This is a genomic window from Streptococcus parasanguinis ATCC 15912, from assembly GCF_000164675.2.
Classification (GTDB): Bacteria; Bacillota; Bacilli; order Lactobacillales; family Streptococcaceae; genus Streptococcus; species Streptococcus parasanguinis.
In genome coordinates this window covers 36,326-63,088 of the sequence record NC_015678.1, presented here as the reverse complement: position 1 = coordinate 63,088, position 26,763 = coordinate 36,326, and the positions used below count along the sequence as shown (strand labels likewise).

The window sequence follows — 26,763 nt, the reverse complement described above, 5'->3', positions numbered from 1 at the left end:
AATGGCTTTTATTTAGCTTCAAATCCTTCTGCGACTGCGTCCGCAAAGTTCTCTTCGACGATGCTTGCACAGTGATCACAGATGGTTGCGTGGTAGTGACGTTCAGTAGTTGTTGGATCGATGCGACGGCAACGGTCACAAACTTCACCAGCTGCACGTTCAACCGTGAAGGCTACATCTTCAAAAGTCACTGCACCTTCTGGAGCTGGTCCTTCTTCTATGGTCAACTCGGAAACAATCAAGAGTTGAGCAACATTGCTATCAACAGCTCCAAGAAGTGTTTTCACAACTTCATTTGGATAAACAGTCAAATGAGCTTCAAGTGATTTACCAATCACTTTCTCATTCCGCGCTTCTTCCAAGGCTTTTTGAGCTTGTCCACGGAAGTCCATGAAGGCTGACCATGTATCTAAGATTTCTTCTTGGTTGGCAAAAGTCTGAGCTTCTGGTAATTCTGATAATTGAACGAAGTCTTCTGCCTCAAACTCAAGATATGACCAGATTTCTTCAGCAGTGTGAGGAAGGATTGGTGTCAAAAGCTTAGTGATTTTCACCAAAATATCATAGAAGACTGTTTGCATTTGACGGCGTTCTAGTGATTTCGCTCCTTCGATATAAACAACATCCTTGGCAAAATCCAGGTAGAAGGCTGACAAATCAACGTTGATAAAGTTCACTAGCGCCTTGTAGATCGTCAAGAACTCAAAGTTTTCATAAGCGTCACGGATGGTCTTGACAAGCTGGTTAAAGCGAATCGTCATGTACTTGTCCACTGAACGAAGCTCATCATAAGCAACTGCATCCTCAGCTGGGTTAAAGTCTGAAGTATTGGCAATCAAGAAACGAAGAGTATTCCGGATCTTACGGTAAGTCTCAGACACTTGGCTCAAGATATCCATTGAGATACGCACGTCATTGCTTGAGTCTACACTGGTTACCCAGAGACGCAAGATTTCGGCACCAAATTGCTTTTCAACATCACTTGGAGCAATGGTATTTCCAAGAGATTTAGACATCTTCTCACCTTTCCCATCCAAAGCGAAACCTTGAGACAAGATTTGTTTGTATGGTGCGACACCATGGTTCGCCACAGAAGTGATAAGAGATGAGTTGAACCAACCACGGTATTGGTCTGAACCTTCTAGGTAGAGATCCGCTGGATAAGTCAACTCAGGACGGTTAACAACAACCCCATTCCATGATGAACCTGAGTCAAACCAGACGTCCATGATATCTGTTTCTTTTGTAAATTCGCCATTTGGTGAACCTGGATGCGTAAATCCTTCTGGCAAGAGGTCTTTCGCTTCACGCTGCCACCAGATGATCGAACCATGTTCTTCAAAGAGTTGCGCTACATGTTCGATGGTTTCAGCCGTCATGATTGGTGTTCCATCTTCTGCATAGAAGATTGGAAGAGGCACACCCCAGGCACGTTGACGAGAGATCACCCAGTCACCACGGTCACGAATCATATTGTAAAGACGCACTTTCCCCCATTCTGAGTGGAATTTCACTTTTTCAATTTCGTCTAAGATATCTTGACGGAATTTTGATACAGAAGCGAACCATTGTGGAACTGCACGCCAGATGATTGGTTTTTTCGTCCGCCAGTCAAATGGGTAGGAGTGAGAGATTTCTTCTTGAGCAAGGAGCAAATCACCAAGTTTTTCGATGACAGTTGGAACAACCTTGTCATAGAACTGACCTGCAAAGTCAGGTCCAGCATTCTCCATCATGATTCCACGTTCGTTAACAGTAACAGCAACTTCGAGGCCATTGGCAATCCCTACATTGTAGTCATCCTCACCAAAACCAGGAGCGGTATGGACGATACCAGTACCTGAATCAAGGGTTACATGCTCACCAAGGATCACCAATTCATCAACTTCAGGATCCCATGGGTGTTCTGTAACGATATGGTTCAATTCTTTCCCTTGGTAAGTCGCAAGAACTTCAGCATTTTCCCAACCAAATTTTTCAGAAAGGCTTGGCAAGAGTTCAGAGGCTACGACGTACTTGCGGTCAGATCCAGCAGGCTTCACTACGACATAATCAAACTCTGCACCTACCGTCAATCCACGAGAAGCTGTAACAGTAAATGGAGTTGTTGTCCAGACAACGATGTAGGTATCTGTATCTAGGACACCCTTACCATCTTTAACTTTGTTAGCATAGTAAAGAGACGTTGATACCAAATCATGGTATTCAATCTCTGCTTCAGCAAGAGCTGATTCAGAAGACCAAGACCAGTAAACTGGCTTAGCCCCACGGTAGATATAACCTTTATTGGCCATTTCGCCAAAGACGCGGATTTGCGCCGCTTCATAGTCAGGCGTTAAGGTCACATAAGGATGGTCCCAATCACCTGAAACACCCAAGCGTTTGAAGTCTTCGCGTTGTTTATCTACTTGAGAAAGAGCGTATTCACGGCAGAGTTTCAAATACTCAACCAAGTCCATTTCTTTGCGTTTCACACCTTGTTTAGCCAATACTTGCTCAATTGGCAAACCATGGGTATCCCAACCTGGGATATAAGGGGCGTAAAATCCTGACATAGATTTGGAACGAACAATGATATCTTTTGAGATCTTGTTCATGGCATGTCCCACGTGAATATTTCCGTTGGCATACGGAGGGCCATCATGAAGTGTAAAATGCGGTTTCCCTTCATTCAACTCTTGACGGCGTTGATACAATTTTGCATCTTCCCATTCTTTTTGCCAAACAGGTTCTTTCGTTGGAAGCCCAGCCCGCATTGGAAAAGCTGTTTTTCCAAGATTCAATGTTTCTTTGAGTTTCATTGTGTCTCCTTATTGATTTAAAAGCTATAAAAAAACACGAGCATCCTAAAAAGGACGATTGCTCGTGGTACCACCTTTGTTCGAGAAGTCGCAAGCGACCTTCTCCTCTCATCCCGTAACGAGGGAAACGTCCGTTCTTACTCAAGGGTTCAGAACGAATACTGTAAAAGGATCATCCATTAAGAGGGAGTGCAGACCTTCCACCATCATCTGCTCGCTAGACCTATCATTAATGGACCTGTTTTTACAAAATTATAAAATATTGACAGATTCACGATTCGTTTCGTCTTCTGGTTGAACCGGTTCCTCAACAACCGTCTCATTTTCATGACGAGCGTGCTCTGCTTCTTCTAAAGCGGATTGAACTTTTTCATTCAAACCTTCAAACGCTTGTGTTGCACCCAATTCTAAATTAGCTGCTTCGATGCGTTTTTGCAATTCTTCGATTTCAGCTGGAGAGAATTGACGAGTCAAATCGATATTCTCATTTTCTGGATGATGGTGCACTGATTCACCCAAAGCTTTTTCAACAATTTCACGGAAAGCTTCATCACTTGTCTGAATATACATAGCAGTTGGACGAAGAATTTCATCCCATTCAGGCGTATCGATAATGCTCAATTGGCTTTCGATTGTTGATTTCAAACGTTGATGGAAGACACGTGTCTTGTTTTTCAATTCTTCCGTTTCAACTGCAACTTTCTTGGCATTATCCGTTGCGTGACGAAGAATTTCATTTGCTTTTTGTTTAGCCTCATCAACTAAATGTTGTGCATCTTGCTCTGCTTGACGAACAATATTTTCTGAACGCTCATTAGCAGCTTGCTTCACACGTTCAGCAGTATCTTGCGCAATCAAAACTGACTGACTCAATGAATCTTTCATTTCATCAAAATAGTTCAACCGTTCTTCAAGGGCATGAATTTTTGTTTCTTGATCATGATTCAAACGAACAAGATCCTCATAATCACGCACAACGATATCAAGGAATTCTTCTACTTCGTTCGCATCATACCCTCTAAATTTAACGCCAAAAGTTTTATCTTTAATTTCTAAAGCAGTAAGAGCCATAACTCCTCCTCATTTTTTACTTAAGAGTACTTCAACAGTTAATTTGTATTTTCCACTCTTTGAAATACCATTTTCAGAAACAATTTTAAGACGCCCAAAGCGTCGGACACTGACTAAATCATTCAGACCTACAGCATAGCTAACATTGGAAGTTGTCGCATAGTTAACTTTCACCAAACCAGAACTAATCAACTGACTAGCCTGTGAACGCGAAAGCTTGAAGGTCCCAGCAATCACCTTGTCTAGCCGAAAACTCGACACGAGAATATCTCGTTGCTGGCTTTCTTCCTCTACGATCATTTGTTCTGATAGAGGAACTTCCCTAAGCCTAACAGGTACCCGAGAAATTTTCTGGATGTGATCCATAAAATAGTGAACAAAACGCTGTTCAACAAATACTTGGATCTTTCCTTCACTCGTCAGAATATCTCCAAAGGACTTGCGCTCCACTCCTAATTGGTGAACAATGGTCCCCAGTACCTGAGAATGACTCAAGTGATGAAATTTTGAAGCATAGACCATTTCCAATAAGGCCAGATCAAAGTCATTTGGATCCAATTGATAATAATCCGGAGCCACAATGACCTTGGCATACTCCATTTTTTGCTCATCACTGGAAGCAAAGACCTGTAACTGATAGCTTGCCGCAACATTTCGTAAAATAGCGACCTGATGAGGGTTTAAAAAACCCGTCACCTCAACAGAATAGCGTTCAATTACTCTTTCAGACAATTCAATACAACGATCAATAAATTCGTGATCTTCACGATTGAAATGTTGGTAAATCTCTTTCTGTCCCATCGTATACTAACCAATCAATTGTAGAAATAGTTGCCCCAACAACTGGTTTAATACATTCAAAACCAGAAGCGCTACAAGAACTGTAAAATCCAAGCCTCCAAACTGCAAGGGTAACTTTCTAAAAAGGCTCAAAAATGGTTCAACTAGGCGGTGAACCATTTGTCCAAGAGTACTCTGAGGTGCCCCAGGGAACCAAAATAGTAAGGCATAGATCACAAGAATGATGGAATAGATTTGAATGATATTTGATAGGTATTGAAAGATAATCATCTTAACGATTACGTTTCATATCATAGTCAAATTCTGTCACTTCCACATCATTTGGAAGGCGGATATCTTCAATGTTAACAACTACATTAATTGGAGTCAACAAGTACATCGTACTTGCAACACGACGAAGATTTCCCGCTAAAACATAACGAGCCCCATCCAAATAATCCAAACAACGACGTGCTTGTACCTCTGTCATATATTGGAAGTCAATCAAGATACTCTCATTAGATAGTAATAGATCGACAATTTCAGTCGCTTCCTCGTATTTGCGGGGATAGCGTACATCAATGGTAATCTTTTCATCTGTATTCGCACGATTAGCAGCCAATTCACGTTGACGTTCATGCAAGCGAGTAATATTTTCAGATGTATTTTTCGTTGTTGAAACAGGTTCCTTCATTGCCACTGTAGACACTGGAGTCGTAACAGGTGCGACAGGAGTCGGTTTTGGTTTTACTGGTTCTTTTTGACTAATCTGTGGACGTGGAGAAGTCACTTGAGGAGTCGGCTGTGGCTGTGGAACTGGTTGCGTTTCCGCCCCAGCTGCTTTTGCCTCGCGAACTTCTACTTCTTCACCGTCTTCTGTGAAGTAGTCAATAAAGTTGTTAAATTTATCTTTTAATGACATAGTTCTTTCCTATTTAAAAAATGATGTCCCAATTCTTACATAAGTCGCTCCGTTCGCAATGGCTACTTCAAAGTCACGACTCATACCCATACTTAGTTCTGAAAAAGGCATATTTTTTAATTGTTTCTTTTCTAGTTGTTTCTGAAGTTGGTGAGTTTTTGAAAAAATATCCTGCAACTCTTCTTGACTAGCCTCAAAAGGAGCCATCGTCATTAAACCAACAATTTCAATTTTGTCCAGCTGTGCAATTTCCGCTAAAACATCATCAAGTTCATCGGGTGCAAATCCATGCTTACTTTCTTCACCAGAAATGTTCACTTGGAGGAAACACTTGATCGGGTGTTCTGCTCGTTTTTGAATTTCTTGAGCCAGCTTCACCGAATCCAAGGCATGAAAGTAATCGACGAAATTGATTACATCTTTTACTTTCCTCCGTTGGAGACTCCCAATCAAGTGCCAAGTAAGCTCATACTCTTTTAGAGCTTGATACTTTTCTAGGAATTTATCGACACGATTTTCACCGATATGCTGAATCCCTGTTTTCACCAGTGCTTCTGTTGTGGCAACATCCACATACTTGGTGACAGCTATCACATTTACTTGATCTTGACGGTTAGCTTTGTTTCTTACAGTTTCTACTTGTTGCCGAACAAGATCAGCATTCTCTATCAGATTCATGATTAACGATTCCGGAAGAATGGTGGTGTTTCCAATTCATCATCATCTGAAGATGAATCTACGTAACGATCAACTCGATGAGTTGATGTTGGTTCAGTTTGGCGAACGATATTCTCACGACGGATATCCCAATCACCAAAAGCTGAGCCACGGTTTGGTTCTACCGCTGGACGACTTGGAGTTGTTGGCAATTCAACATCTTGTTTCAAATCAAATTCACGGTCAAATGGTGCAGCTTGTGGGCGTTGTTCCCGTGGTCCTGTTTTATAAGGACGTTGTGAGGAAGCAATTCCGCTGACGCGTTCTACCTTGTCTTGACGGACACCAGTTGCAACAACCGTCACGCGGATTTCATCTTTAAGGGTTTCATCGATAGATGTACCCAACCAGATGTTCACTCCGTGACCTGCAGCTTGGTTCACAATTTCTGAAGCTTCTTCAGCTTCGATCAAAGTCATATCCAAACCACCTGTTACGTTGACGATCACGTCTTCTGCACCATCGATTGTGGTTTCAAGAAGTGGAGAGTAAATTGCTTTACGAGCCGCTTCGATAACGCGTTCTTCACCGCTACCAACACCAATACCCATGAGGGCATTCCCTTTGTTTTCCATAACGGTCTTCACGTCTGCAAAGTCAAGGTTGATCAATCCAGGACTTGTGATCAAGTCAGTGATCCCTTGAACACCTTGACGAAGAACATTGTCTGCTTCACTCAAAGCTTCAAGAAGTGGAGTCTTCTTGTCCACTATTTCAAGCAAGTTGTTATTAGAAATAATCAACAATGTATCAACATGTTCGCGAAGTTCGTTAATCCCTTCAATAGCGAAGTTACCACGTTTTGAACCTTCAAACCCGAATGGACGAGTGACAACCGCTACTGTCAAAGCACCTACAGCTTTGGCAATACGAGCGATGACTGGTGCAGCACCTGTACCAGATCCTCCACCCATCCCTGCAGTAATGAAGACCATGTCTGCACCTTGCAAAGCCTCTGTTAACACTTCTTCGCTTTCTTCAGCCGCCTTACGACCAACTTCAGGTTGACCTCCAGCACCCAATCCACGAGTCAATTTTGGACCCAATTGGATAACTGTTTCAGCTTTTGCACTTGAAAGTGCTTGAACATCTGTATTAGCTGCGATGAATTCTACACCGGCAACGCCTTCGTCAATCATACGATTGATGGCGTTACCGCCACCGCCACCGACACCGATTACTTTAATTACTGCACCTTGTGCCGCTGCTGTGTCAAATGAAAATGTCATAAATACTTACACTCCTTAATCAAACATACTACCGATTAAATTTTTCATTCGGTCTGTGAATGTAGCTTTTTGTTCTTGATTGCTATCACTATTCGCTGCAGGAATTTCTGGTGCAGCTACTGGAGATTCGATCTTTTCAGCATTGTAAGCTGGCACTACCGGTTGTGCTGGAATAGCAGGTTGCGGTTGTGCTTGAGGTTGAGCTGGTCGATCAAATTGAATTGGTTGCTGGCGAAGACGTTGGTCTCCATGCACAGCAGCCTGAGCAAGAATGTCCACATCTGTCAAATTGCCTGCATATTCAGACAAACTAATCACGTGGGCAAAGGCTGGATTGCGAATTCCAATTTGATTTGGAACAAATAATTTTACATTTACACCAAAGACTTCTTGAGCCAATTCTTCAACACCAGGAAGGATCGCACCTCCACCGATAATCACAATACCTCCAGGAAGATCCAATAAATGTCTTCTCTCGAGGTCTTGTTTGATTTGCTCAAAAATGTGTTTGATACGTGCCGAAATGATTTCAGCTAAGTACTTCTCTGTAACTTCAACTGGCTCTACTTCACCAATGACTTCTACATGGAATACTTCGTTCCCAGCAGATGGAACATAGGCTTCACCGTAGTTGAACTTCAAGCCTTCTGCCAATTTTTGAGAAGTCTTCAATACCTTAGAAATATCTTTGGTAACGTAATCGCCACCTTCTTGATAAATGTTTGTAAATTGAAGTTCTTGGCTACGAACAGATGCTACTGTTGTTTGGCCACCACCCAGATCAATCACTGTTGCTCCGAATTCACGTTCACCTTCGTTCAAGACTGTTTTGATCATAGCAAGTGGTGAAATAATGATGTTTTCAACTTGTAAGCCTGCACGTTCAACTGTTTTACGCAAATTGTGCAAAATGGTACGTGGCCCTGTATAAAGAAGTCCACGCATTTCAAGTCGGATTCCCATCATTCCACGTGGATCGCGAATCCCTTGGAAACCATCTACTGTGAATTCTTCAGGAATGAAGGTGATTACTTCACGATCCGGTGTCATACTTTTTGTGAGTGCAGATTTGACAACATTTTCAACATCTGCATCTGTGATTTCTTTCGAATCACTTGTGACTGGAATCATTCCTTGAGTTGCTTCGATTTGTAGTAAGTTTGCAGGCAACCCAACATTGACTAGATTGATTGAAATCCCTGCTTTTTCTTCAGCTTGGCTGATTGCATTTTTAATTGCAGTTGAAGCAGCTTCGATATCTACTATAATTCCATCTTTGACGCCAGCACTTTTTGCATTGCTGACTCCAATTACATTCATTTCTCCGTTGACATGTTCTGCCACCAATACTTTTATTGAACTAGTACCGATATCTAAACCTGTAAAAAAGCCGTCTCTAGCCATTACACCAGTCCTCTCTCTTTATTTGTTTTCACTTTACATCTATTTATAGCCCTTTTGGTTAGAACTATCCAAACTTCATTATATCACAAAGAAGCATATAATGGACATTTTTTCTTTAATTATTTGAGATAATTTATGGGCTTTAGTCATTTCCTGAAGGATTCCGTTCCTCTGTATTTGACTCTTGCGTTGATTCCTCAGAATGTTCTCCTTGGTTTTCGGAAGCTTCAACTTTCTCCTTTTCGGCCTTCTCTTTCGCATCCGCGATTGATTGTTCGCTATAGCTGAAAATTCCTGCTTCCATATCAATAGTTGAAGCATCATCCAATTGTTTACTGATAGCCTTGTAGTAAGAAAGTTTTCGGTTAATTTGCGAAATGGGAACCAAGATTTTATTTTCATTTTTCATGGTAATAGTCACCAGATCCTTCGTTACCTTACTAGGTGTCAAATCAACAGAAACAATACCATTGGTGATTGAAGAGGAAATGGACGACATTTCTTTTACAAATTGTCTAATCAATTCCCGATCTGAAAACTTCAAACTAATATAAGAAGACGGTAATTCAGACGTTGGAGTGACTATTTCAACGACCTCACCGTTTTCTAATACTGGGTAGTGATCTTCTCCCGTAACATAATAAGCAACCACTTTATGTTCTGTCACATTGACCTTAAAGGTCACTGGAAAGTGATAATTCATATGTATTTCTTTGATCCACGGGCTAGCTGCTTTCATATTCTGTTCATAAATCGACTTATGAATAAAGGTCGTCAGAGTATAATCTTCTTCTTTGATCTGGCTTTTTTTATACAATTGTTGCTGGTCAACCACTTTGTTTCCAGAAAATTCAATCACTTTTTGTGTAGATAAAGGACTTAAGAAATAAAGAGAAAGAAGTGCAACCAACGAGCTAATCCCTAAAACAGGAAGGGCACGATAGATATGATGTTTTGCCACTGCCGGTTCCTTCTTCGATTTTTTCGTCTTCAAGCGTTCAAAAAATGAAGGCTTTTTCACTTGCTTCTCTAAATGATCTAGCTCCTCTATAGCTGGATCGTACTTTTCTCCATCTGAACTTTCCCCATCCGTTTCTGGATCCTCTTCGACTTCAGATTTATTTTCCTCTTCAGACTCTTTTATTTCGTCAGTTTCTTCCTCTGAGACAGAAGCTATTTCTTTTTCTGAAAGATCTTCGTTTTCTTTTGCTTCTTCTCTTTCAGTTTCCACAGCTTTAGACTCTTCCGTTTTTTCTAAGGCTTTTTTTTCTAAATATTCTTTATTTCTTTTTTGCCAGGCTGACAATTCTGTAATTTTGTCATCCGTTGGTGTTTTTTTATTGTCGTCCGTCATCTTTTCCCTTACTGATATCTTTTTGAAGCAGGCCATAAAAATCGGCTAGTGAAAGGAGTTCCGTCGATTTTTCCATTGCTTGGTGGTAGACTTGGCTTTGCTTCAACATTTCTTGAATGGTTTCATTAAAGGTTTCGAGCGTCAATTGATCTTCCTGCAATTGCTCTGCATAACCTTTATCCACAAAATACTGGGCATTTTCAATCTGATCGCCACGGCTAGCTTCTTTTCCTAGCGGTACAATCAGGTGGAGTTTATTCATGGCCAAGAGTTCAAACAAGGTATTGGCCCCACCTCTAGTCACCACTAAATCGGCCTTCTGGAGCATGGGCAAATACTGATCGGTTACATAATCTACTCGATACAAGCCACCCTCAGCCTGATTCAATGTTGAATCGCCTGTCAAATTGATGATATTGTATTGTTGCAAGAGCTCTGCTTGATGCTCTGTCACAAATTCATTAAAGACACGCGCACCTGCTGATCCTCCGACAAATAAAAGGGTCGGCAACTCTTTTCGAAATCCTTTTGTTTTTTCTTCTAAAACTTCTGAAGTTGGAGAAACAGGATCTGTGACCTTGGTCACCGCACCGATATGTGCACTCTTTGTCAAACCATGAGCTTGCTCGAAGGTCGTGTACATCTTGGTAGCAAATTTATAAGCAATTTTATTGGCCAATCCCATAGACAGATCAGACTCATGGATATAGACAGGTACACGAGTGAGACGGGCTGCGATCACCGGTGGCACCGATACAAATCCACCTTTTGAGAAGAGAATTTGTGGACGCACACGAAGTAGGATTGCTATGGATTGAAGCGTTCCCCAAGCTACCTTGAAAACATCCATCATATTTTGGAAAGAGAAATAGCGACGCAATTTCCCTGTTGCAATCGAATGGAATCGTACCTCTAATCCAGACTTTTTGATCTCTTGGTATTCGATTCCTTTTTTGTCCCCAATATAATGGACTTCCCATCCATCTTCGATAAATTTTGGAATCAAGAGGAGATTAAGGGTCACATGTCCCACGGTTCCCCCACCAGTAAACATTATTTTTTTCATCTTATTTCAACCCTTTTACTGTAGCAAGGAATTCATCCCCACGCACTTCAAAATTCGGATACATATCCCAGCTGGCATTAGCAGGACTTAGTAGCACAACATCTCCAGGGCTAGCCAAGTCAAAGGCTTTCTTTGTAGCATCTGCTACATCTGCCGCATCGACATAAGGGACGCCTGCTTTATCGGCTGCGCGTTTCACTCGAGGGGCCGATTCCCCTAGAATCACCATTTCCTTTAGGCCAGTAATGTGAGGCACCAATTCATCAAATTCATTGCCACGATCGAGCCCCCCTGCAATCAAGATCACCTTGTTGTTATCAAAACCAGAAAGAGCTTTTTGTGTTGCTAAAATATTGGTCGATTTACTATCATTATAGAATTTGACACCTTGAATTTCATCCACATATTGAAGACGGTGTTTCACACCCCCAAAGGCTGACAAGGTTTCTTTAATGACCTCATTCTCTACACTCCGGACTTTTGCAACAGCTATCGTTGCCAAGGCATTTTCTACATTGTGGCTACCTGGAACCCCCAGTTCATCTGCTCGCATAACAACTTCTCCCTTAAACTTGAGAAGTCCATCTTCCAAATAAGCACCGTCCACCTTTTCGATTGTAGAAAATGGAAGGACCCTTGCCTTGGTTTTTGTAGCGAGTTCCTTAGCCAAGTCTTGATTGAAGTTCAATACAATGACATCTTTTTCTGTCATATTCTTTTGAAGATTCCATTTAGCAGCTACATAATTTTCAAAAGAACCATGATAATCGATATGGGTTGGCATGAGGTTGGTAATCACTGCAATCTCTGGATGGAAGGCTTCAATTCCCATCAATTGGAAAGAAGATAATTCCATGACCAGAACTTCCTTTTCTGTCGCTGTTTGTGCGACTTGACTGGCTGGAAAACCAATATTCCCAGACAATAGACCACCTTGACCAGCAGCCGTCAAGACTTCCCCGATCATGGTTGTCGTCGTCGTTTTTCCGTTTGATCCTGTAATCCCAATAATTGGCGCATCCGAAATCAGATAAGCCAATTCCACTTCAGTGAGGACTGGAATGCCTTTTTCAAGCGCTTTTTCGACCATCGGATTCGTATAAGGGATTCCTGGATTTTTGACCATAACCGCAAAGTCTTCATCCAACAACTCCAGAGGGTGGCCTCCTGTCACAACTTTAATCCCTTCTTCCAGTAAACTTTGTGCTGCTGGATTTTCTTCAAAAGGTTTGCCATCATTGACGGTCACAATCGCTCCTAAGCGCTCCAACAAACGGGCAGCTGACTCGCCTGACTTGGCCAAACCTAATACAAGAACCTTTTTATTTTCAAATTGTTTCACAAATTTCATGATTTCTTCGCTCCATTTTTATCACTCTCTATTTTACCTTTTTTTAGCAAAATTAAAAAGCCCAAAGGGCTTTAAAAATCACGTCATCGTTTATTTTTCTGTTTGGTTGTCATTTTTGAAATATCCACTAAAGCTAGATAACCAATAGAGGCGAGAAAGGCACCGACAAAAAATTCAGATGGTAATTGAAAAATTTGAAAAATAGCAAGGCAAGTGAGAACGATAATCGAGACGATCAAAATAACTAATACTACACTATCTAACGTGCCACGGATGCTTTTTGGTGTCATAAAAAGATAAAAAAGGAGAATCAAAATCCCTAAGATAAAATAGACCATTTTGTTTCTCCTTTCTTTCAGTATTATTCAGCAGCTGCTGATTTTTTCTTTTTATTTGCTTTTTCGCGTTCTGCTTTGTTCAAGATTTGTTTACGCAAACGGATGGATTCAGGTGTTACTTCCATGTACTCATCGTCGTTCAAGAACTCGAGTGATTCTTCCAAGGTCAAGATACGAGGAGTCTTGATGACCGCTGTTTGGTCCTTGGTAGCTGAACGAACGTTGGTCATTTGTTTTGCTTTCGTAATGTTTACGGTCAAGTCGTTCTCACGAGAGTTTTCCCCAATGATCATTCCTTCGTAAACTTCTGTACCTGGATTGACAAAGATCGTACCACGTTCTTCGATAGACATGATAGAGTAAGTGGTTGCTTTTCCGTTATCGATTGAAACAAGAGCACCACGGTGACGTCCACCGATTTCTCCTGGAATCACTGGCAAGTATTGATCAAAGGTGTGGTTCATAATTCCGTAACCACGTGTCATTGACAAGAACTCTGTTGAGTATCCAATCAAACCACGCGCTGGAACAAGGAAGACCAAACGAGTTTGACCGTTACCAGTTGAGATCATATCCAACATTTCACCTTTACGTTCAGAAAGGCTTTGGATAACAGATCCTTGGTATTCTTCTGGTGTGTCGATTTGTACGCGCTCAAATGGTTCACATTTGACACCATCGATTTCCTTGATGATGACTTCTGGACGAGATACTTGCAACTCGTATCCTTCACGACGCATGGTTTCGATCAAGATAGACAAGTGCAATTCCCCACGTCCTGAAACTGTCCATTTGTCAGGCGAATCAGTTGGGTCAACACGAAGAGAGACGTCTGTTTGCAATTCCGCTTGCAAACGTTCTTCGACTTTACGAGAAGTTACCCACTTTCCTTCGCGACCAGCAAATGGTGAGTTGTTGACCAAGAAGGTCATTTGAAGCGTTGGTTCATCGATATGAAGGATTGGAAGAGCTTCAACTGCGTCTGTCGGTGTGATGGTTTCTCCAACGAAGATATCTTCCATACCAGAAATAGCGATCAAGTCACCCGCTTTAGCTTCTTGAATTTCACGACGTTCCAAACCAAAGAAACCAAAGAGTTTGGTAACACGGAAGTTCTTAGTCGTTCCATCCAATTTAGAAAGGGTTACTTGGTCCCCAACTTTTACAGTACCACGGAAGACACGTCCGATACCGATACGTCCAACGAAGTCGTTGTAATCAAGCAGGGATACTTGGAATTGAAGAGGCTCATCTGAGTTATCAACTGGGGCTGGGATGTGATCAATGATAGTATCAAAGATCGGTGCCATTGTGTGCTCTTGATCAGCTGGATCATCTGAAAGTGAAGATGTCCCGTTGATCGCTGATGCATAAACAACCGGGAATTCCAATTGGTCATCATCCGCACCTAATTCGATGAACAGTTCAAGAACTTCATCTACAACTTCTTCTGGACGAGCAGATGGTTTATCGATTTTGTTAACTACAACGATCGGAACAAGATCTTGTTCCAAGGCTTTTTTCAATACGAAACGAGTCTGAGGCATGGTTCCTTCGTAGGCATCTACGACCAATACAACCCCATCCACCATTTTCATGATCCGTTCCACTTCTCCACCAAAGTCCGCGTGTCCTGGTGTGTCCATGATATTGATTCGAGTTCCGTTATAAGCAACGGCTGTATTTTTAGCAAGAATAGTAATCCCACGTTCTTTTTCAAGATCGTTTGAGTCCATTGCACGTTCTTGCAATTCTTTACGTTCATCCAAGGTGTGCGATTGTTTCAACAATTCGTCTACCAAGGTTGTTTTACCATGGTCAACGTGGGCAATGATCGCAACGTTACGAATATCTTCTCTTAATTTTGTCATGATTTCCTCTATAAAATTTTAAATAATATTTCTAACTGAACAATTATACCACAGTCCTATCTAAAAAACACAGTTCAGCTAGTTGTAAATGTTTTCATCTTCATTTCTTTTCTCCGACTCGATTTCCTTTTCTTTTCATGATACACTGATGATAAGAATTTCAGAAAAAGAGGCTCCCAATGAGATTAGATCAATTGATGGCAGACCATCAGTACGCTCGCAAAGACATCAAACAACTTCTGGCCCGAAGGCAAATCTTGGTCGATCACCTACCAGCTCAAAAGCTATCCCAAAACATCGACCCTGGACTCCAACAGATTCAAATAGGGGAACGAATTATTCAAGAACCGCGTCACCACTACTACATGCTCCATAAACCAATCGGGGCCGTGACCGCCAAAAGAGACGCCCACCATCCAACGGTGATCGATCTAGTGGACCCTCAACAAGAGTACCCAGACCTCTATCCGCTTGGTCGCCTCGATCGCGATACGAGTGGTTTGCTCCTCATCACAGATAATGGTCCCTTAGGATTTCAACTGCTCCATCCTCAATACCATGTGGAGAAGGTCTATGAGGTAGAAGTCAATGGTCCACTCTATGCAGCCCACATCGAGCAATTTCAGAATGGGATTTCATTCACAGACGGCCCTATCTGCAAGCCTGCCTCCTTGACCATTCTAGAAAGTACCCCCAGCTACAGCAAGGCCCAGGTCCGAATCTCAGAAGGAAAATACCACCAAGTGAAAAAGATGTTTTTGGCCATTGGAGTCAAAGTAATGACCTTAAAACGCTTGTCTTTTGGCCCCTTCACCTTGGATCCTCAGTTAGCCCCTGGAGAAAGCCGGCCTTTGAATGAGGTGGAACTCACATGGGTCAAAGATTTCCTTGAAAAAACAAGATAAAAAGCTCTAACCACACACATTGTGCAGTTAGAGCTCTTTTTATTAGGCGTCTTTTTTCACTTTCCCATTCCAAGAATCAAGACCATAAGACAAGACATAAATGTCTGTATAGCCCTGTTTCTTAAGATAGAGAGCCGCATTGGTTACACGCGAACTACGGCTATTTTCATAGAGCAAAATTGGTTTATCTTTGCGCAAGGCTGCAAGACTCAACTTCAACTGAGTAGAAGGAATGTTGCGTGCTCCTAAAATATGCTTGGCATGAAACTCAGCTGGCTCTCGCAAGTCAATCAACTGACCTTTACGAATCAGCTCTTCAAAAGTCGCATTGTCCACAAATTTAGCAGCTTTACGGATGCGGAAATAATTAAACGCCATCCATCCAAATGCTCCTAAAATAACCAACCAAACAATGATATTTCCCATCACTCTACCTCACTCTTTTTCAAAAATTCTAATTCTTGCTTGTGTTCTCTTCTTAAAACGGTATCGGCTTCTAAATAATCGAGCCGCTCCATCAGGCCTGCATCATAAAGACGTTGAAGCTCAATTTTCATCAATTCGATGTCATAGAGGCGCTTCCCTACGTAAATGATGATTCCAAAACGTTTTAAAAATTGTTGAACATCATACAGGTTTTTCATGTTCATTATTGTATCAAATTTAGAAAGGCTTTACAAGATTTTCAAGCAAATGATGAAATTTTCCGATTGCTTTACGAATAAATAAGTATGATCAACTTTTATTTTTTTACCATCGGTACTTGTATCGCCTCTTTTTTGGGGCTAGTTGTCGATCGTTTTCCAAACCAATCTATTCTCGCTCCTCGCAGTCATTGTGATCAATGTCAGCACGTCCTTGGAGTTTGGGATCTCATCCCCATTATATCGCAACTACTCCATCGTTTTCGCTGCCACTATTGTCATCAGACCTACCCATTTTGGTACTGCCTTTTTGAGGTCTGGAGTGGCCTACTCTTTTTAGCCTGCGCCAATGGTTTCCTTTCTCTGCCTCAACTTCTAACACTACTGGGAGCTGCCGTTTTAGCCATTTATGACCTTCGCTTTATGGAATACCCTTTATTCATCTGGTGCTGTCTCCATGCCCTGGTCCTCTTTTTATCCAGTAGTAATCTCCTCATGCTGGTCTTTTTACTCCTTGCGATCGGAGCTCACTTTTTCTTTATCGGAATAGGAGCAGGAGATTTTCTCTTACTAGCTACCTTTTCGCTAAGCTTTTCTTCTACCCAGATCCTCATTCTCATTCAGATCGCATCCATCTTAGGCATTCTCGTCTTTGCTCTCAAAAAAGAAAGAGACCGGATTCCCTTTGTTCCCTGTCTCTTTCTCAGTTATCACGCTTTACTGCTTTATACAATGTTTTGCAGATAAGTTCTTCTTATTTTGCAGCCTTCGCTTCTAGATAATCAGCGATGGCAGCTACATCCTTGTCCCCACGTCCGGAAACATTGATGATGATGATCTTGTCTTTATCTAATTGTGGAGCACGTTTAACCGCTTCTGCAATCGCGTGTGAGCTTTCAATGGCTGGGAGGATCCCTTCTGTCTTACTGAGAAGAAGAAGAGCTTCTACTGCTTCATCATCTGTCGCTGCTACATATTCTACACGACCAGAATCTTTAAAGAAAGCATGCTCTGGGCCAACCCCTGGGTAGTCCAAACCAGCAGAGATCGAGTAAACTGGCGCTACTTTTCCATCTTCGCCAAAGACTGCATAGGTCTTCATACCATCAACCACACCGATAGTCCCTTTGGTCATGGTCGCTGCGTGTTGATCGGTGTCCAAGCCATGACCAGCTGCTTCTACCCCAATCAAGCCGACTTCCTCTTCTGCGACATATTCAGAAAAGGCACCGATGGCATTAGAGCCACCACCGACACAGGCAATCACATAATCCGGCAAACGACCTTCTTTTTCCAAGATTTGACGTTTAGATTCTTCACTGATCACCTTTTGGAATTCATGCACAATGGTTGGGTAAGGGTGAGGGCCAACAGCAGAACCCAAAACGTAAAAGGCATCCAGATCTGCCATCCATGCTCCAAACGCAGCATCCACGGCGTCTTTCAAGGTCTTAGTACCGGTTTCAACCGCATGGACGGTTGCCCCCATCATTTCCATGCGGAAGACATTCAAGCGTTGGCGTTCCACGTCTTCTGCCCCCATGTAGACATCACAGGCCATGCCAAACTTAGCTGCCGCAGCTGCTGTAGCTACACCGTGTTGACCTGCTCCTGTTTCAGCAATCACGCGCGTTTTGCCCATGCGTTTGGCCAAGAGGATTTGCCCCAAGACGTTATTTAATTTATGAGAACCTAGGTGATTCAAGTCTTCGCGCTTCAAATAAATTTTTGCCCCACCTAAATGCTCTGTCAAACTTTCCGCAAAGTAAAGCGGTGTTTCCCGTCCAGAATAATCTTTCAAATAATGTTTGTATTCTGCGATAAATTCTGGGTCATTTTTATACTGTTCAAAGGTTTCCTCTAATTGATTGAGCAAGTTTTGAATCGGTTCTGGTACGAAAGATCCACCAAATTGTCCGAAATAGCCTTTTGTTTCTGTCATGATTGTGTCCTCTTTTCTCTATCTTCAATTCTGTTTATGATCTTTTTCCCTCGCCGGCCCTTTGAGCTGCAGTCTCACTGGGTTCCTTTGAGATACAAAAAACCTCACACAGAAAACTCTGTGTGAGGACGATTCGATACCGCGGTGCCACCTCAATTGTAGGAAGCTATTTTTTCTCCTACATCTCTGACCTGTCTAACAACAGGGTGCACGATAAGGTGTGCTCACCGAATTTTTATTGTTTCAAATTCATCATCATAAACGCATCAGCCCATTTCAAGATTCACCACTGCTTGTTCGCAATCACCACAAGCTCCCTGGAAGTGAGAAAAACCTCTACTTTTCTGATGTCTTGAAGCTATTATAGCTCCCGCTTCTGACTTTGTCAACAAAAATTTCAAAAAGGCACTAAAATGTTCGGATTTTACATTTCCCCATTTTTTGCCAGCAATCGTGCTCGGAAATACTGAAAGCCTAAATAAGCCAGATAAGCCCCTAAGGTATTGGTCCACAAATCATCTAGCTCAAAGACACGATTGGCATCAAACAAGAGATCTAACAGAACTTGGCTGCATTCAATCCACAAGCTCATAACAAATCCAAAGCACAAGACCCGTTTGCGACTCCTCAACCAGGGCCATAGCCAGAGGAGTTGAAAGACCAGCGGGCTTAACAAAAAGATATTGGCTATGTTTTGGAGAATGACCTTAATGAGTTGGAGGACACTGGTGATCTGACCAAGATTCATCACCGAATTAAGAGGAACCAGCAGGACGACGATGCGACCGAAATGTTGAATACCCGGTGTTTCCATACCTGGCTCTGGCTGTTGGGGCAAAAAACACATCAGACACAAAAGGATAAAATAGAAGAAGCTGCCACTCCGTAACAGCCTTCTTCCTCTTTTTGTTAGTTCTGTATGATCCATCAGCCCTTGTTTAAGGTTGCGCATGTTGAACAATCGCTTTCTCCCGGTCCCGTTTCATGGTATTTGAACGCAATTGGCCACAGGCAGCATCAATATCTGTACCGTGCTCTTGACGCACTACACAGTTAACACCTTGTTTTTTCAAGGTATCATAGAAGGCCATGACCCGTTCTTTTGGACTCCGACTATATTGGTCATGCTCACTGACAGGATTGTAAGGAATCAAGTTAACATAAGACAATTTCTTGATATTCTTGAGCAATTCTGCCAACTCTAAGGCTTGCTCGACCCCATCATTGACTTCATTCAACATGATGTACTCAAAGGTCACCCGACGGTTCGTAGTCTCAATATAGTATTCAATCGCCGCAAACAATTTTTCAATTGGAAAGGCCCGGTTGATCTTCATGATGCTAGAGCGCAAGTCATTGTTTGGAGCATGAAGAGACACTGCCAAATTGACCTGCACACCTTCATTTGCAAAGTCACGAATTTTATGAGCCAAACCAGAAGTTGACACGGTAATATGACGAGCACCAATCGCTAATCCCTTGTCATCATTGACTGTCCGGATAAATTTCAAGACATTGTTATAGTTGTCAAATGGTTCTCCGATCCCCATGACAACGATATGGCTGACCCGTTCATCTTGGCCACGCTCGTCAAAGTATTTTTGGACCAACATGATTTGAGACACGATTTCCCCATTGTTCAAATCGCGTTGTTTTTTGATCAAACCAGAAGCACAGAAGGTACAACCGATATTGCATCCTACCTGAGTCGTTACACAGACAGATAAACCATAGTGCTGACGCATCAAGACGGTTTCAATCAACATGCCGTCTGGCAATTCAAAAAGATACTTGACCGTTCCATCTGCTGACTCTTGCACGATTCGTTGCTTGAGTGGGTTGACGACAAACTGATCATTCAACTTAGCAATCAAGTCCTTAGAAAGGTTGGTCATTTCTTCGAAGGACTGGACGCGTTTGCGATAGAGCCATTCCCAGATTTGTGCTGCACGGAATTTCTTTTCGCCGTTTTCTTCCGCCCAATCAATCATATCTTGGCGTGTTAAACTATAAATGGATGGTTTCATTCTTTCTTACTCCTCTTTTTGTCGAATCACAAAATGACGTTTGTTGTTCGTCTTCGTTGTTTTTTTCGTTTCAGCAGACGGTCTTGTTTTTTTCGAGTTATTCGCTGGTTGTCCCTTGTCGCGTTCTCGTTTTTGGAAACGATCTTTTTGTTTGCGATTGCGCGAACGCTTCTTGGGCTCTCTTTCTTCTGATTGAGCTTTTTTGACCGGTGATTTCTTATCAAAAGAAGCACGATGAGGCTCCTTATTTTCAAGGACAAAATAAGCACAACCATAGCTACAATATTCCAATAGATAATCGTCTAAGCGACTTAATTTATCCATCGTTGCAACATCGCGTTCTTCTTTATAAAAGCCACGCAAGCGCAACTGCTCATTGCTCCAATCACCAACAATGTAATCAAACTTGGTTAAAATCTCAGAAAATCGCTGACCAAAAACAGTCGCATCAAAAGCTTCCTTCTCATTTTTCAAGAGCTCAAAGGAGAGGTTTTCTGAACGGATTTGGTCTCCTACCTGATGAAAGACAGGTCCAGGAAATTTATTGTAATTATATAATTCAGGGTCAATCTCTTTTCGCATAGTGTTCCTTCATCAAAATCTATTTACTATAACACTTTATTTTATCATAAATTTGATGACTTGCGTCAGATTTGACTAGAAAAGAGTTGAAATTCCTTTGAGTGCAAAAAGAGAGTGGGACAGAAATCGGTAATTCGTTAGAATTCGATTTCGTCGTCCCACCTCCGCACAGTTGAGTAGGGCTGTAAAAGCTGATGAAATTAGCGTAGTAGAGCCCACTCAACCACTGCGTCTTGCTCGACAATCCAAAAATAATTGAGAGGCTAGGACTTGTGTCCCAGCCTCTATGAATATTCATTGCCGGATGAAAGGGGCAAATAAAGAGTGATTTTCGTATAGCTATTGGCCTTAGAATCAATCTCCATATGATAGGCTTCGCCAAATTGAAGATGCAATCGTTGGTCCACATTGTTCAAGCCAACACCTCCTAAACGAAGAAGGGGTTGGTCTGTTGATTCTGATAAATCAAACCCTCGTCCATTGTCAAAAATCGATACGCAGGCGTAGTCTCCACTGACTTCAGTTGTCACTCGAATGAGACCTGGCCGATCGATCTCTTTAATACCATGGTAAATCGCATTTTCCACTAAGGGCTGAAGCACTAATTTTGGAAGCTGATAGTCGCCCAACCGTTCATCTTCTAGAATTTCATAGTGGAGCTTTTCTCCATAACGTTGCTTCTGAATGAAAAGATACTGGCGGACATGGTCGATTTCATCACTCAGTAGGATTTGTTCCTGGCCTTGGTTAAGAGCCAGTCGAAAATATTGAGCCAGAGACTTAGTGATATCGACCACGCGCCGACTATCGTTAAACTCCGCCATCCAGACAATCGTATCCAAGGTATTGTAGAGAAAATGCGGATTAATCTGAGCCGAAAGTGCCCGCAACTCGTACCGCCGTGCGTTATGCTCCTCTTCCTTAACCTGTTGCATGAGGTTATCGATTTGGTCCAACATGGCATTAAAAGCTTGAGCGAGGTCGACCAATTCTGGAGATCCTTTGGCTGCAGCCCTCAAGTTGGCATCTCCTGCTCCAATCCTCAAAATGATAGTCTGAAGGTCTCGTAAGGGTTTGATCCACAAACGCAGAACAAAGGTAATCCCTATTAAACACATGATCAAGGCCAGTAATCCTAGACCAATGAAAGAGTACAGGAGCTGCGACTGAAGCATCTGAAGTCCTTCAAGTGAAGCCACTCCAATCAAGGTCCAATCACTATTTGGAATCGGAACCTGATAGATAAAATTCTGTCCTTCTTTAGCATAGCCATCTTTCACAGCAATATAGGGCTGCATGGCCTGCATTTCTTGGCTGGAGGAATAGACCGCCTTTTTAGGATGGTAGACAAACTCATGCTTTTGATTAATGATAAAACTAAAGCCTTGTTTCCCTAGTTGAAGGTGATCCAAGTAAGCCTGAAGGCTATCGTAGCCAATATCCAAGCGTACTACTCCGAGATTTTGACCAGCCTGATCGACCACTTCTTGGGTAATAGAAACCACCCATTTTTCTTTTTCCGAAGTCAAGGATTCCTTTCGAGCTGGCGTCAAGACCGGCATGGCTCTTTCTTTAATCGCCTCTTGATACCAGCTTTCATTCATCATATCTGATGAAGTCTGCATGCTGATTTTGGAATCTGTCGCTACCAGACGTCCATCCTTGGTCACCAGGACTGCTGAGACCAGGTCCGGATCCGTTTCAATCATCGTTCGCATCAAGTGCTGAACCGTCTCTTGATCCGCACTCCTATCTTGAGCAAATTGGCGAACAGCCTGTTCCTTGCTAAGAACCGTCGTGGTCTGCTTTAATTTTTTTAGATAGGAGGTGATAAACTGACTGCTTTGATCAATACTATTTCTTGTCGTCCGCTCCGTTAGCTGGCGGATCGTTCCTGAACTCGTTTGATAATAGAGGCTACCGATAAGACCAAACAGCAAGAGAATGAAGAGAAAAAAGTAGAGGACCAGCTGAACCAGCAAGGGGTATCGTTTCATTCATGCTCTCCTTTTTTGTACTGCCTTGGTGTCACCCCAACAACCTGCTTAAAGCGTTGAGAAAAATAGTTCATATCTTCAAAACCCACCTGATCGGCGATCTCATAAATCTTTAGATCTGTCGTGAGAAGCAAGAGTTGAGCCTTCTTCATTCGCTCTTGAATGAGGTAGTCTTGGAAGGAGAGTCCCAATTTTTTCTTGATCAATACACTTAGATAAGAGGCACTGAAACCAAGTTGATAGGCCAGATTCTTTAGGGTTAACTGGGAATCTGCCAAACGAGCATGAATGGCTTCTTCTAAGTCTGTCGAATAACCATGACTGACCAAATCTTCGACTTGCGCTTTCTTTCGCTCTTCATCGAGTTTTCTTTTCACCTTTGCTAACATCTCTTCAATATCATCTTTTGAAAAAGGCTTCAGCAAATAATCATCTGCACCTAACTTGATGGCTTTTCTCGCAAACTCAAAGTCATCATAACCTGTCAAAAAAATGATATGACAAGACGGAGACTTCTCTTTGACGAGATGGGCCAGATCCAAGCCGTTCATTTGTGGCATATTGATATCAGTTAGAAGGATATCGGCTGGTTGCTCTTGAAACTTCTCCCAGGCCTCACGGCCATTTTCTGCCTGGTTGATGACGGTCATTCCAAACTGTTCATAGTCCACTAAGGAAGTCAGACCCTGCCGGATAAGCTCTTCATCTTCCACAATCATGATCGCGTACATGTCTTTCACCTACTTGTTTTTGCTATACTTATTATAGCAAATTATAGACTGAATTGTCTCAGACATAGTCCAATAAATAACCGTAGCCCTTTTCTTTCATTTCTGCTTTGGGAATGAAGGTAATAGACAAACTATTGATGCAATAGCGAAGGCCGCCTTTTTCCTTGGGACCATCAGTAAAAACATGACCTAGATGGGAATTTCCCACACGGCTCCGAACTTCTGTCCGAGTCATATTGAAACTCTTATCCTCCTTATAGATGGCCACATCAGGACTAATAGGCCGACTGAAACTTGGCCAACCACAACCCGAATCAAATTTATCCTTAGAGGAGAAGAGAGGCTCACCAGTCACGACATCTACATAAATACCGGCATCAAACTGATCCCAGTAACGATTGGAGAAGGCCCGTTCGGTATCATTTTTTTGTGTCACCGCATACTCTTCAGGAGATAACTTCTTTTTGATCTCCTCATCGCTTGTCTTGGAGTAGCGGCTAGCATCAATAACAGGATAAGAAGCCTGATTGACATCGATATGGCAGTACCCATTTGGATGCTTCTTTAGATAATCCTGGTGGTAGTCCTCAGCCTTGATGAAATTGGTCAGTGGCTCTTTTTCCACTACTAACGGTTTGTCGTATTTTTTTGCTTCTTCTTCAAAGACTTGGTTAATGGTTGGAAGGTCTTCTTGAGAGACATAATAGACACCTGTTCGGTATTGAGTTCCTTGATCATTTCCTTGACGATTCTTCGACGTTGGGTCGATAATCCGGAAATAATGCAGGAGCAATTCTTTCAGAGACACCTTCTTGACATTGTAGGTGATGTGAACTGTTTCGGCATGGCCTGTTTGAGGGACTAATTCATACTTGGTCGTTTCTCCCTTTCCATTGGCGTATCCTGATACGGCATCAATCACACCTGGAACACGGGAGAAATATTCCTCTACGCCCCAGAAGCAACCACCAGCCAAATAAATTTCACGCTGATCCTTTGGATCAACCGTTTCCTTTGTTTCCTTTTTGGCTACTGGAGTCTGACTCATCGATGCTTTTTTAATCATCTCCGTGCTTGTTTCTGATCGATCCATTCCGTTTGATCCCTTACTAAAGAAAAAGAAACCAATCGATAGCAAGCCAATGAGAAGAATCAAACCTACTTTCCATTTTGTTTCCATTGTCTATCTCCTTACTGCATGTTCTCTAGGGTCTTGAGGATATCCTCTTTATTCATATAGCCAATATGACTCTTCGATAAAGTCCCATCACTATTGATAAAGAGTGCCGATGGATAAGACCGAATCCCATATTCTTTGAGCAAATCTCCTTTATTATCCAGTAAGACTGGGAAATCCTTGTAGTCCAAAGACTGGTACCAATTTTTGAAATCTGCTGCTGATTTTTCACCATTAAAGGTTGGAGCTACAACGGATAAAACCACGTAATCCTTACCTGCCTCTTCTTTTGCCAACTCATTGGTATCCTCTAACGTCGACAGGCAAATAGAGCACCAGGAAGCCCAAAATTTGAGGTAAACTTTCTTTCCCTTGTAATCAGATAAGCGGTAGGTCTTGCCATCCACTCCTTGCAAGCTAAACTCCTTCACTTTCTTGCCAGATGGTTGCCTAGCCCCAGCTTTGGCTGTTTGTTGGCTCATGCCCTTATTGGAAGTAGCCATTCCTTGACTCGAACAAGCCCCCAAAAGTCCAGCGCATACGAATCCTGTAGCTATTAAAGCTAATTTTTTCATCATTATCACCTCTTTAAACAAGGAGAAAGTCATCCTCAGATGACCTCTCCTTTCTTTCATTCCTTGTCTGATTTCATTTCCGATGAGTTGCTCGTATCCTCCTTCATGCTAGAATCGCTAGATTTCATCTCATCTTTTTTCATATCGTCCTTCATTTCAGAACTGCTGTCAGACATCATAGATGAATCTTTCATGTCTTCTTTTTTCATTTTATCATCGGACATGGATGAATCCTTCATATCATCCTTTTTCATATCGTCCTTCTTCATCATGCTACTATTGTCCATTTTTTTCATATCTGAATCCGATTTTTGACCAGAACAAGCTGCTAAAGTAACGAGGCTAAGCGTAGCAATGGTCAGTGTAAGAATTTTTTTCATGATTTTTCTCCTTTAATCCCTTAAGATTAGTGAAATAAAGATGCGAGGCTATTAAGATTTCCTAGCATCAGCAAGATACCCATCAAGATGATGAGGGCACCACCAATTTTTTTCAAGGTTCCCATATGGGGCTTGAGTTTAGCAAAATGTTGTAGAACCCAGCTAGAAGCTAAGGCCAAAAGCAAGAAAGGCAGAGCCAAGCCTAATGTATAGACCAGCATCAGGAAAACACCTTGTAAAGCACCATCTCCTCCAGAAGCGGCAATGGCTAGAACCGAACTCAAAACTGGTCCGACACAAGGGGTCCAACCAAAACTGAAGGTAACCCCTATCAGAAAAGCATTGAAGAATTCATTGCGCTCCCGATTCTTTTTGAGTTGGATGGTCTTTTGTTTTTGGAGTTGTCTCAGATTGATCACGTCCATTTGGTGAATCCCTAATAAGATCACAATCCCTCCTAGCAGATAGCGAAACCATGGAGCATAAAGCACCTGGCCAAGGGCCCCTGCACCATATCCTAGAATTAGGAAAACAGTTGATAGACCTGCGATAAAACAAAGAGTCTTCACCAAGCCATACCAAGAAATGTCTCTTCCAAAAATTCGAACCGTCTTCACGCGTTCAGAATCCAATAGAATCCCTACATAGACTGGCATCAGTGGCAAAATACATGGGGAGAAAAAGGATAGAACTCCCGCTAAGAATACTGAAATGGAAAACAAACTGGTTTGAATCATTTCACTACCTCCCTTTCTTTCTGATACCAGTATAAAGAAAAAATCCCTCTAAAAATAGAGAGATTGATAAGCAAAAACTTGAATTTGATTAGAAGGTGAATCTTCCTATCTGCCAACTCTACCTCGTACTTTCAAGTACGAGACTGATCTAACAAGATACTT

The 26,763-nt window shown here is 42.1% G+C and carries 27 protein-coding genes and 1 other annotated feature; of the genes, 2 read left to right on the top strand and 25 right to left on the bottom strand.

What is annotated here, in order from left to right:
* Window positions 1-8: 8 nt before the first annotated feature.
* The 13 genes from ileS to typA all read right to left on the bottom strand — a co-directional run bounded on the left by ileS (window position 9) and on the right by typA (window position 14,904).
* Window positions 9-2,801 (bottom strand): isoleucine--tRNA ligase, encoded by a 2,793-nt coding sequence (gene ileS, locus HMPREF0833_RS00395; protein WP_013903220.1) that lies wholly within the window; start codon window positions 2,799-2,801, stop codon window positions 9-11.
* 252 nt (window positions 2,802-3,053) lie between these two features.
* Window positions 3,054-3,872 carry a DivIVA domain-containing protein gene (locus tag HMPREF0833_RS00390; RefSeq protein WP_013903219.1) on the bottom strand — a complete coding sequence of 273 codons (819 nt, stop codon included), beginning with the start codon at window positions 3,870-3,872 and terminating at the stop codon, window positions 3,054-3,056.
* Window positions 3,873-3,881: 9 nt separating this feature from the next.
* Entirely contained in the window at window positions 3,882-4,673 is a 792-nt protein-coding gene (locus tag HMPREF0833_RS00385; protein ID WP_013903218.1) for a YlmH family RNA-binding protein, read from the bottom strand.
* Window positions 4,674-4,679: 6 nt separating this feature from the next.
* A complete protein-coding gene (locus tag HMPREF0833_RS00380; RefSeq protein ID WP_013903217.1) occupies window positions 4,680-4,943 on the bottom strand; it encodes a YggT family protein in 264 nt (87 codons plus the stop codon).
* A 1-nt stretch (window position 4,944) separates the two neighbouring features.
* Window positions 4,945-5,574, bottom strand: coding sequence for a cell division protein SepF (locus HMPREF0833_RS00375; protein WP_013903216.1), 630 nt, complete (start codon window positions 5,572-5,574; stop codon window positions 4,945-4,947).
* 9 nt (window positions 5,575-5,583) lie between these two features.
* Complete coding sequence (locus HMPREF0833_RS00370; protein ID WP_013903215.1) at window positions 5,584-6,252, bottom strand: YggS family pyridoxal phosphate-dependent enzyme; 669 nt, start codon at window positions 6,250-6,252, stop codon at window positions 5,584-5,586.
* Between the two features lie 2 nt (window positions 6,253-6,254).
* A complete protein-coding gene (ftsZ, locus tag HMPREF0833_RS00365; protein WP_013903214.1) occupies window positions 6,255-7,520 on the bottom strand; it encodes a cell division protein FtsZ in 1,266 nt (421 codons plus the stop codon).
* Between the two features lie 15 nt (window positions 7,521-7,535).
* The gene (gene ftsA, locus HMPREF0833_RS00360; RefSeq protein ID WP_013903213.1) at window positions 7,536-8,924 is read right to left on the bottom strand and encodes a cell division protein FtsA; all 1,389 of its coding nucleotides are present in this window, start codon (window positions 8,922-8,924) and stop codon (window positions 7,536-7,538) included.
* Window positions 8,925-9,066: 142 nt separating this feature from the next.
* Window positions 9,067-10,278: a cell division protein FtsQ/DivIB gene (locus HMPREF0833_RS00355; protein ID WP_013903212.1), complete on the bottom strand. Its 1,212-nt coding sequence runs from the start codon at window positions 10,276-10,278 to the stop codon at window positions 9,067-9,069.
* Window positions 10,262-11,344: a UDP-N-acetylglucosamine--N-acetylmuramyl-(pentapeptide) pyrophosphoryl-undecaprenol N-acetylglucosamine transferase gene (locus HMPREF0833_RS00350; RefSeq protein WP_013903211.1), complete on the bottom strand. Its 1,083-nt coding sequence runs from the start codon at window positions 11,342-11,344 to the stop codon at window positions 10,262-10,264. The genes HMPREF0833_RS00355 and HMPREF0833_RS00350 overlap by 17 nt, the downstream gene beginning before the upstream one ends.
* A 1-nt stretch (window position 11,345) precedes the next feature.
* Window positions 11,346-12,695 (bottom strand): UDP-N-acetylmuramoyl-L-alanine--D-glutamate ligase, encoded by a 1,350-nt coding sequence (murD, locus tag HMPREF0833_RS00345; protein ID WP_013903210.1) that lies wholly within the window; start codon window positions 12,693-12,695, stop codon window positions 11,346-11,348.
* A gap of 83 nt (window positions 12,696-12,778) precedes the next feature.
* On the bottom strand, window positions 12,779-13,033 hold the full coding sequence (locus HMPREF0833_RS00340; RefSeq protein WP_003017963.1) for a DUF3165 family protein: 255 nt from the start codon (window positions 13,031-13,033) through the stop codon (window positions 12,779-12,781).
* 23 nt (window positions 13,034-13,056) lie between these two features.
* Window positions 13,057-14,904, bottom strand: a complete 1,848-nt coding sequence (gene typA, locus HMPREF0833_RS00335) for a translational GTPase TypA (RefSeq protein ID WP_003017941.1) — start codon at window positions 14,902-14,904, stop codon at window positions 13,057-13,059.
* Between the two features lie 179 nt (window positions 14,905-15,083).
* Between typA and HMPREF0833_RS00330 the strand changes: the two genes are divergently transcribed.
* Window positions 15,084-15,809 (top strand): 16S rRNA pseudouridine(516) synthase, encoded by a 726-nt coding sequence (locus tag HMPREF0833_RS00330; RefSeq protein WP_013903209.1) that lies wholly within the window; start codon window positions 15,084-15,086, stop codon window positions 15,807-15,809.
* Between the two features lie 42 nt (window positions 15,810-15,851).
* Here the strand turns inward: HMPREF0833_RS00330 and HMPREF0833_RS00325 are convergent, their stop codons facing one another.
* The gene (locus HMPREF0833_RS00325) at window positions 15,852-16,235 is read right to left on the bottom strand and encodes a rhodanese-like domain-containing protein (protein ID WP_013903208.1); all 384 of its coding nucleotides are present in this window, start codon (window positions 16,233-16,235) and stop codon (window positions 15,852-15,854) included.
* Window positions 16,235-16,453, bottom strand: coding sequence for a YqgQ family protein (locus tag HMPREF0833_RS00320; protein WP_003017930.1), 219 nt, complete (start codon window positions 16,451-16,453; stop codon window positions 16,235-16,237). Before HMPREF0833_RS00320 ends, HMPREF0833_RS00325 begins: the two co-directional genes overlap by 1 nt.
* A gap of 87 nt (window positions 16,454-16,540) precedes the next feature.
* Between HMPREF0833_RS00320 and HMPREF0833_RS00315 the strand changes: the two genes are divergently transcribed.
* Window positions 16,541-17,200: a prepilin peptidase gene (locus HMPREF0833_RS00315; protein ID WP_013903207.1), complete on the top strand. Its 660-nt coding sequence runs from the start codon at window positions 16,541-16,543 to the stop codon at window positions 17,198-17,200.
* Between the two features lie 7 nt (window positions 17,201-17,207).
* Here the strand turns inward: HMPREF0833_RS00315 and trpB are convergent, their stop codons facing one another.
* From trpB to ccdA2, 10 genes are all read right to left on the bottom strand, one after another.
* Entirely contained in the window at window positions 17,208-18,395 is a 1,188-nt protein-coding gene (trpB, locus tag HMPREF0833_RS00310; protein ID WP_003017923.1) for a tryptophan synthase subunit beta, read from the bottom strand.
* A gap of 121 nt (window positions 18,396-18,516) precedes the next feature.
* Window positions 18,517-18,752, bottom strand: a binding site (T-box leader).
* Between the two features lie 67 nt (window positions 18,753-18,819).
* Window positions 18,820-19,347 carry a VanZ family protein gene (locus HMPREF0833_RS00305; protein WP_013903206.1) on the bottom strand — a complete coding sequence of 176 codons (528 nt, stop codon included), beginning with the start codon at window positions 19,345-19,347 and terminating at the stop codon, window positions 18,820-18,822.
* The gene (gene rlmN, locus HMPREF0833_RS00300; RefSeq protein WP_003017924.1) at window positions 19,334-20,422 is read right to left on the bottom strand and encodes a 23S rRNA (adenine(2503)-C(2))-methyltransferase RlmN; all 1,089 of its coding nucleotides are present in this window, start codon (window positions 20,420-20,422) and stop codon (window positions 19,334-19,336) included. The genes HMPREF0833_RS00305 and rlmN overlap by 14 nt, the downstream gene beginning before the upstream one ends.
* 6 nt (window positions 20,423-20,428) lie before the next feature.
* Window positions 20,429-21,004, bottom strand: coding sequence for a YutD family protein (locus HMPREF0833_RS00295; RefSeq protein WP_003017966.1), 576 nt, complete (start codon window positions 21,002-21,004; stop codon window positions 20,429-20,431).
* 284 nt (window positions 21,005-21,288) lie between these two features.
* On the bottom strand, window positions 21,289-23,001 hold the full coding sequence (locus tag HMPREF0833_RS00290; RefSeq protein WP_013903205.1) for a cache domain-containing sensor histidine kinase: 1,713 nt from the start codon (window positions 22,999-23,001) through the stop codon (window positions 21,289-21,291).
* Window positions 22,998-23,732, bottom strand: a complete 735-nt coding sequence (locus HMPREF0833_RS00285) for a response regulator transcription factor (RefSeq protein WP_013903204.1) — start codon at window positions 23,730-23,732, stop codon at window positions 22,998-23,000. Before HMPREF0833_RS00285 ends, HMPREF0833_RS00290 begins: the two co-directional genes overlap by 4 nt.
* Before the next feature lie 58 nt (window positions 23,733-23,790).
* Window positions 23,791-24,912, bottom strand: coding sequence for a peptide-methionine (R)-S-oxide reductase MsrB (gene msrB / locus HMPREF0833_RS00280; protein ID WP_013903203.1), 1,122 nt, complete (start codon window positions 24,910-24,912; stop codon window positions 23,791-23,793).
* A gap of 11 nt (window positions 24,913-24,923) precedes the next feature.
* On the bottom strand, window positions 24,924-25,484 hold the full coding sequence (locus HMPREF0833_RS00275; RefSeq protein ID WP_037617474.1) for a redoxin family protein: 561 nt from the start codon (window positions 25,482-25,484) through the stop codon (window positions 24,924-24,926).
* A gap of 56 nt (window positions 25,485-25,540) precedes the next feature.
* Window positions 25,541-25,864, bottom strand: coding sequence for a hypothetical protein (locus HMPREF0833_RS00270; protein WP_013903201.1), 324 nt, complete (start codon window positions 25,862-25,864; stop codon window positions 25,541-25,543).
* 26 nt (window positions 25,865-25,890) lie between these two features.
* A complete protein-coding gene (gene ccdA2 / locus HMPREF0833_RS00265) occupies window positions 25,891-26,601 on the bottom strand; it encodes a thiol-disulfide oxidoreductase-associated membrane protein CcdA2 (protein WP_013903200.1) in 711 nt (236 codons plus the stop codon).
* Window positions 26,602-26,763: the final 162 nt, after the last annotated feature.

Excerpts from the sequence above, each read along its gene's own strand:
- ileS (WP_013903220.1), bottom strand. The coding sequence starts at position 2,801 with ATGAAACTCAAAGAAACATTGAATCTTGGAAAAACAGCTTTTCCAATG.
- HMPREF0833_RS00390 (WP_013903219.1), bottom strand. The coding sequence starts at position 3,872 with ATGGCTCTTACTGCTTTAGAAATTAAAGATAAAACTTTTGGCGTTAAA.
- HMPREF0833_RS00385 (WP_013903218.1), bottom strand. The coding sequence starts at position 4,673 with ATGGGACAGAAAGAGATTTACCAACATTTCAATCGTGAAGATCACGAA.
- HMPREF0833_RS00380 (WP_013903217.1), bottom strand. The coding sequence starts at position 4,943 with ATGATTATCTTTCAATACCTATCAAATATCATTCAAATCTATTCCATC.
- HMPREF0833_RS00375 (WP_013903216.1), bottom strand. The coding sequence starts at position 5,574 with ATGTCATTAAAAGATAAATTTAACAACTTTATTGACTACTTCACAGAA.
- HMPREF0833_RS00370 (WP_013903215.1), bottom strand. The coding sequence starts at position 6,252 with ATGAATCTGATAGAGAATGCTGATCTTGTTCGGCAACAAGTAGAAACT.
- ftsZ (WP_013903214.1), bottom strand. The coding sequence starts at position 7,520 with ATGACATTTTCATTTGACACAGCAGCGGCACAAGGTGCAGTAATTAAA.
- ftsA (WP_013903213.1), bottom strand. The coding sequence starts at position 8,924 with ATGGCTAGAGACGGCTTTTTTACAGGTTTAGATATCGGTACTAGTTCA.
- HMPREF0833_RS00355 (WP_013903212.1), bottom strand. The coding sequence starts at position 10,278 with ATGACGGACGACAATAAAAAAACACCAACGGATGACAAAATTACAGAA.
- HMPREF0833_RS00350 (WP_013903211.1), bottom strand. The coding sequence starts at position 11,344 with ATGAAAAAAATAATGTTTACTGGTGGGGGAACCGTGGGACATGTGACC.
- murD (WP_013903210.1), bottom strand. The coding sequence starts at position 12,695 with ATGAAATTTGTGAAACAATTTGAAAATAAAAAGGTTCTTGTATTAGGT.
- HMPREF0833_RS00340 (WP_003017963.1), bottom strand. The coding sequence starts at position 13,033 with ATGGTCTATTTTATCTTAGGGATTTTGATTCTCCTTTTTTATCTTTTT.
- typA (WP_003017941.1), bottom strand. The coding sequence starts at position 14,904 with ATGACAAAATTAAGAGAAGATATTCGTAACGTTGCGATCATTGCCCAC.
- HMPREF0833_RS00330 (WP_013903209.1), top strand. The coding sequence starts at position 15,084 with ATGAGATTAGATCAATTGATGGCAGACCATCAGTACGCTCGCAAAGAC.
- HMPREF0833_RS00325 (WP_013903208.1), bottom strand. The coding sequence starts at position 16,235 with ATGGGAAATATCATTGTTTGGTTGGTTATTTTAGGAGCATTTGGATGG.
- HMPREF0833_RS00320 (WP_003017930.1), bottom strand. The coding sequence starts at position 16,453 with ATGAAAAACCTGTATGATGTTCAACAATTTTTAAAACGTTTTGGAATC.
- HMPREF0833_RS00315 (WP_013903207.1), top strand. The coding sequence starts at position 16,541 with ATGATCAACTTTTATTTTTTTACCATCGGTACTTGTATCGCCTCTTTT.
- trpB (WP_003017923.1), bottom strand. The coding sequence starts at position 18,395 with ATGACAGAAACAAAAGGCTATTTCGGACAATTTGGTGGATCTTTCGTA.
- HMPREF0833_RS00305 (WP_013903206.1), bottom strand. The coding sequence starts at position 19,347 with ATGCGCAACCTTAAACAAGGGCTGATGGATCATACAGAACTAACAAAA.
- rlmN (WP_003017924.1), bottom strand. The coding sequence starts at position 20,422 with ATGAAACCATCCATTTATAGTTTAACACGCCAAGATATGATTGATTGG.
- HMPREF0833_RS00295 (WP_003017966.1), bottom strand. The coding sequence starts at position 21,004 with ATGCGAAAAGAGATTGACCCTGAATTATATAATTACAATAAATTTCCT.
- HMPREF0833_RS00290 (WP_013903205.1), bottom strand. The coding sequence starts at position 23,001 with ATGAAACGATACCCCTTGCTGGTTCAGCTGGTCCTCTACTTTTTTCTC.
- HMPREF0833_RS00285 (WP_013903204.1), bottom strand. The coding sequence starts at position 23,732 with ATGTACGCGATCATGATTGTGGAAGATGAAGAGCTTATCCGGCAGGGT.
- msrB (WP_013903203.1), bottom strand. The coding sequence starts at position 24,912 with ATGGAAACAAAATGGAAAGTAGGTTTGATTCTTCTCATTGGCTTGCTA.
- HMPREF0833_RS00275 (WP_037617474.1), bottom strand. The coding sequence starts at position 25,484 with ATGAAAAAATTAGCTTTAATAGCTACAGGATTCGTATGCGCTGGACTT.
- HMPREF0833_RS00270 (WP_013903201.1), bottom strand. The coding sequence starts at position 25,864 with ATGAAAAAAATTCTTACACTGACCATTGCTACGCTTAGCCTCGTTACT.
- ccdA2 (WP_013903200.1), bottom strand. The coding sequence starts at position 26,601 with ATGATTCAAACCAGTTTGTTTTCCATTTCAGTATTCTTAGCGGGAGTT.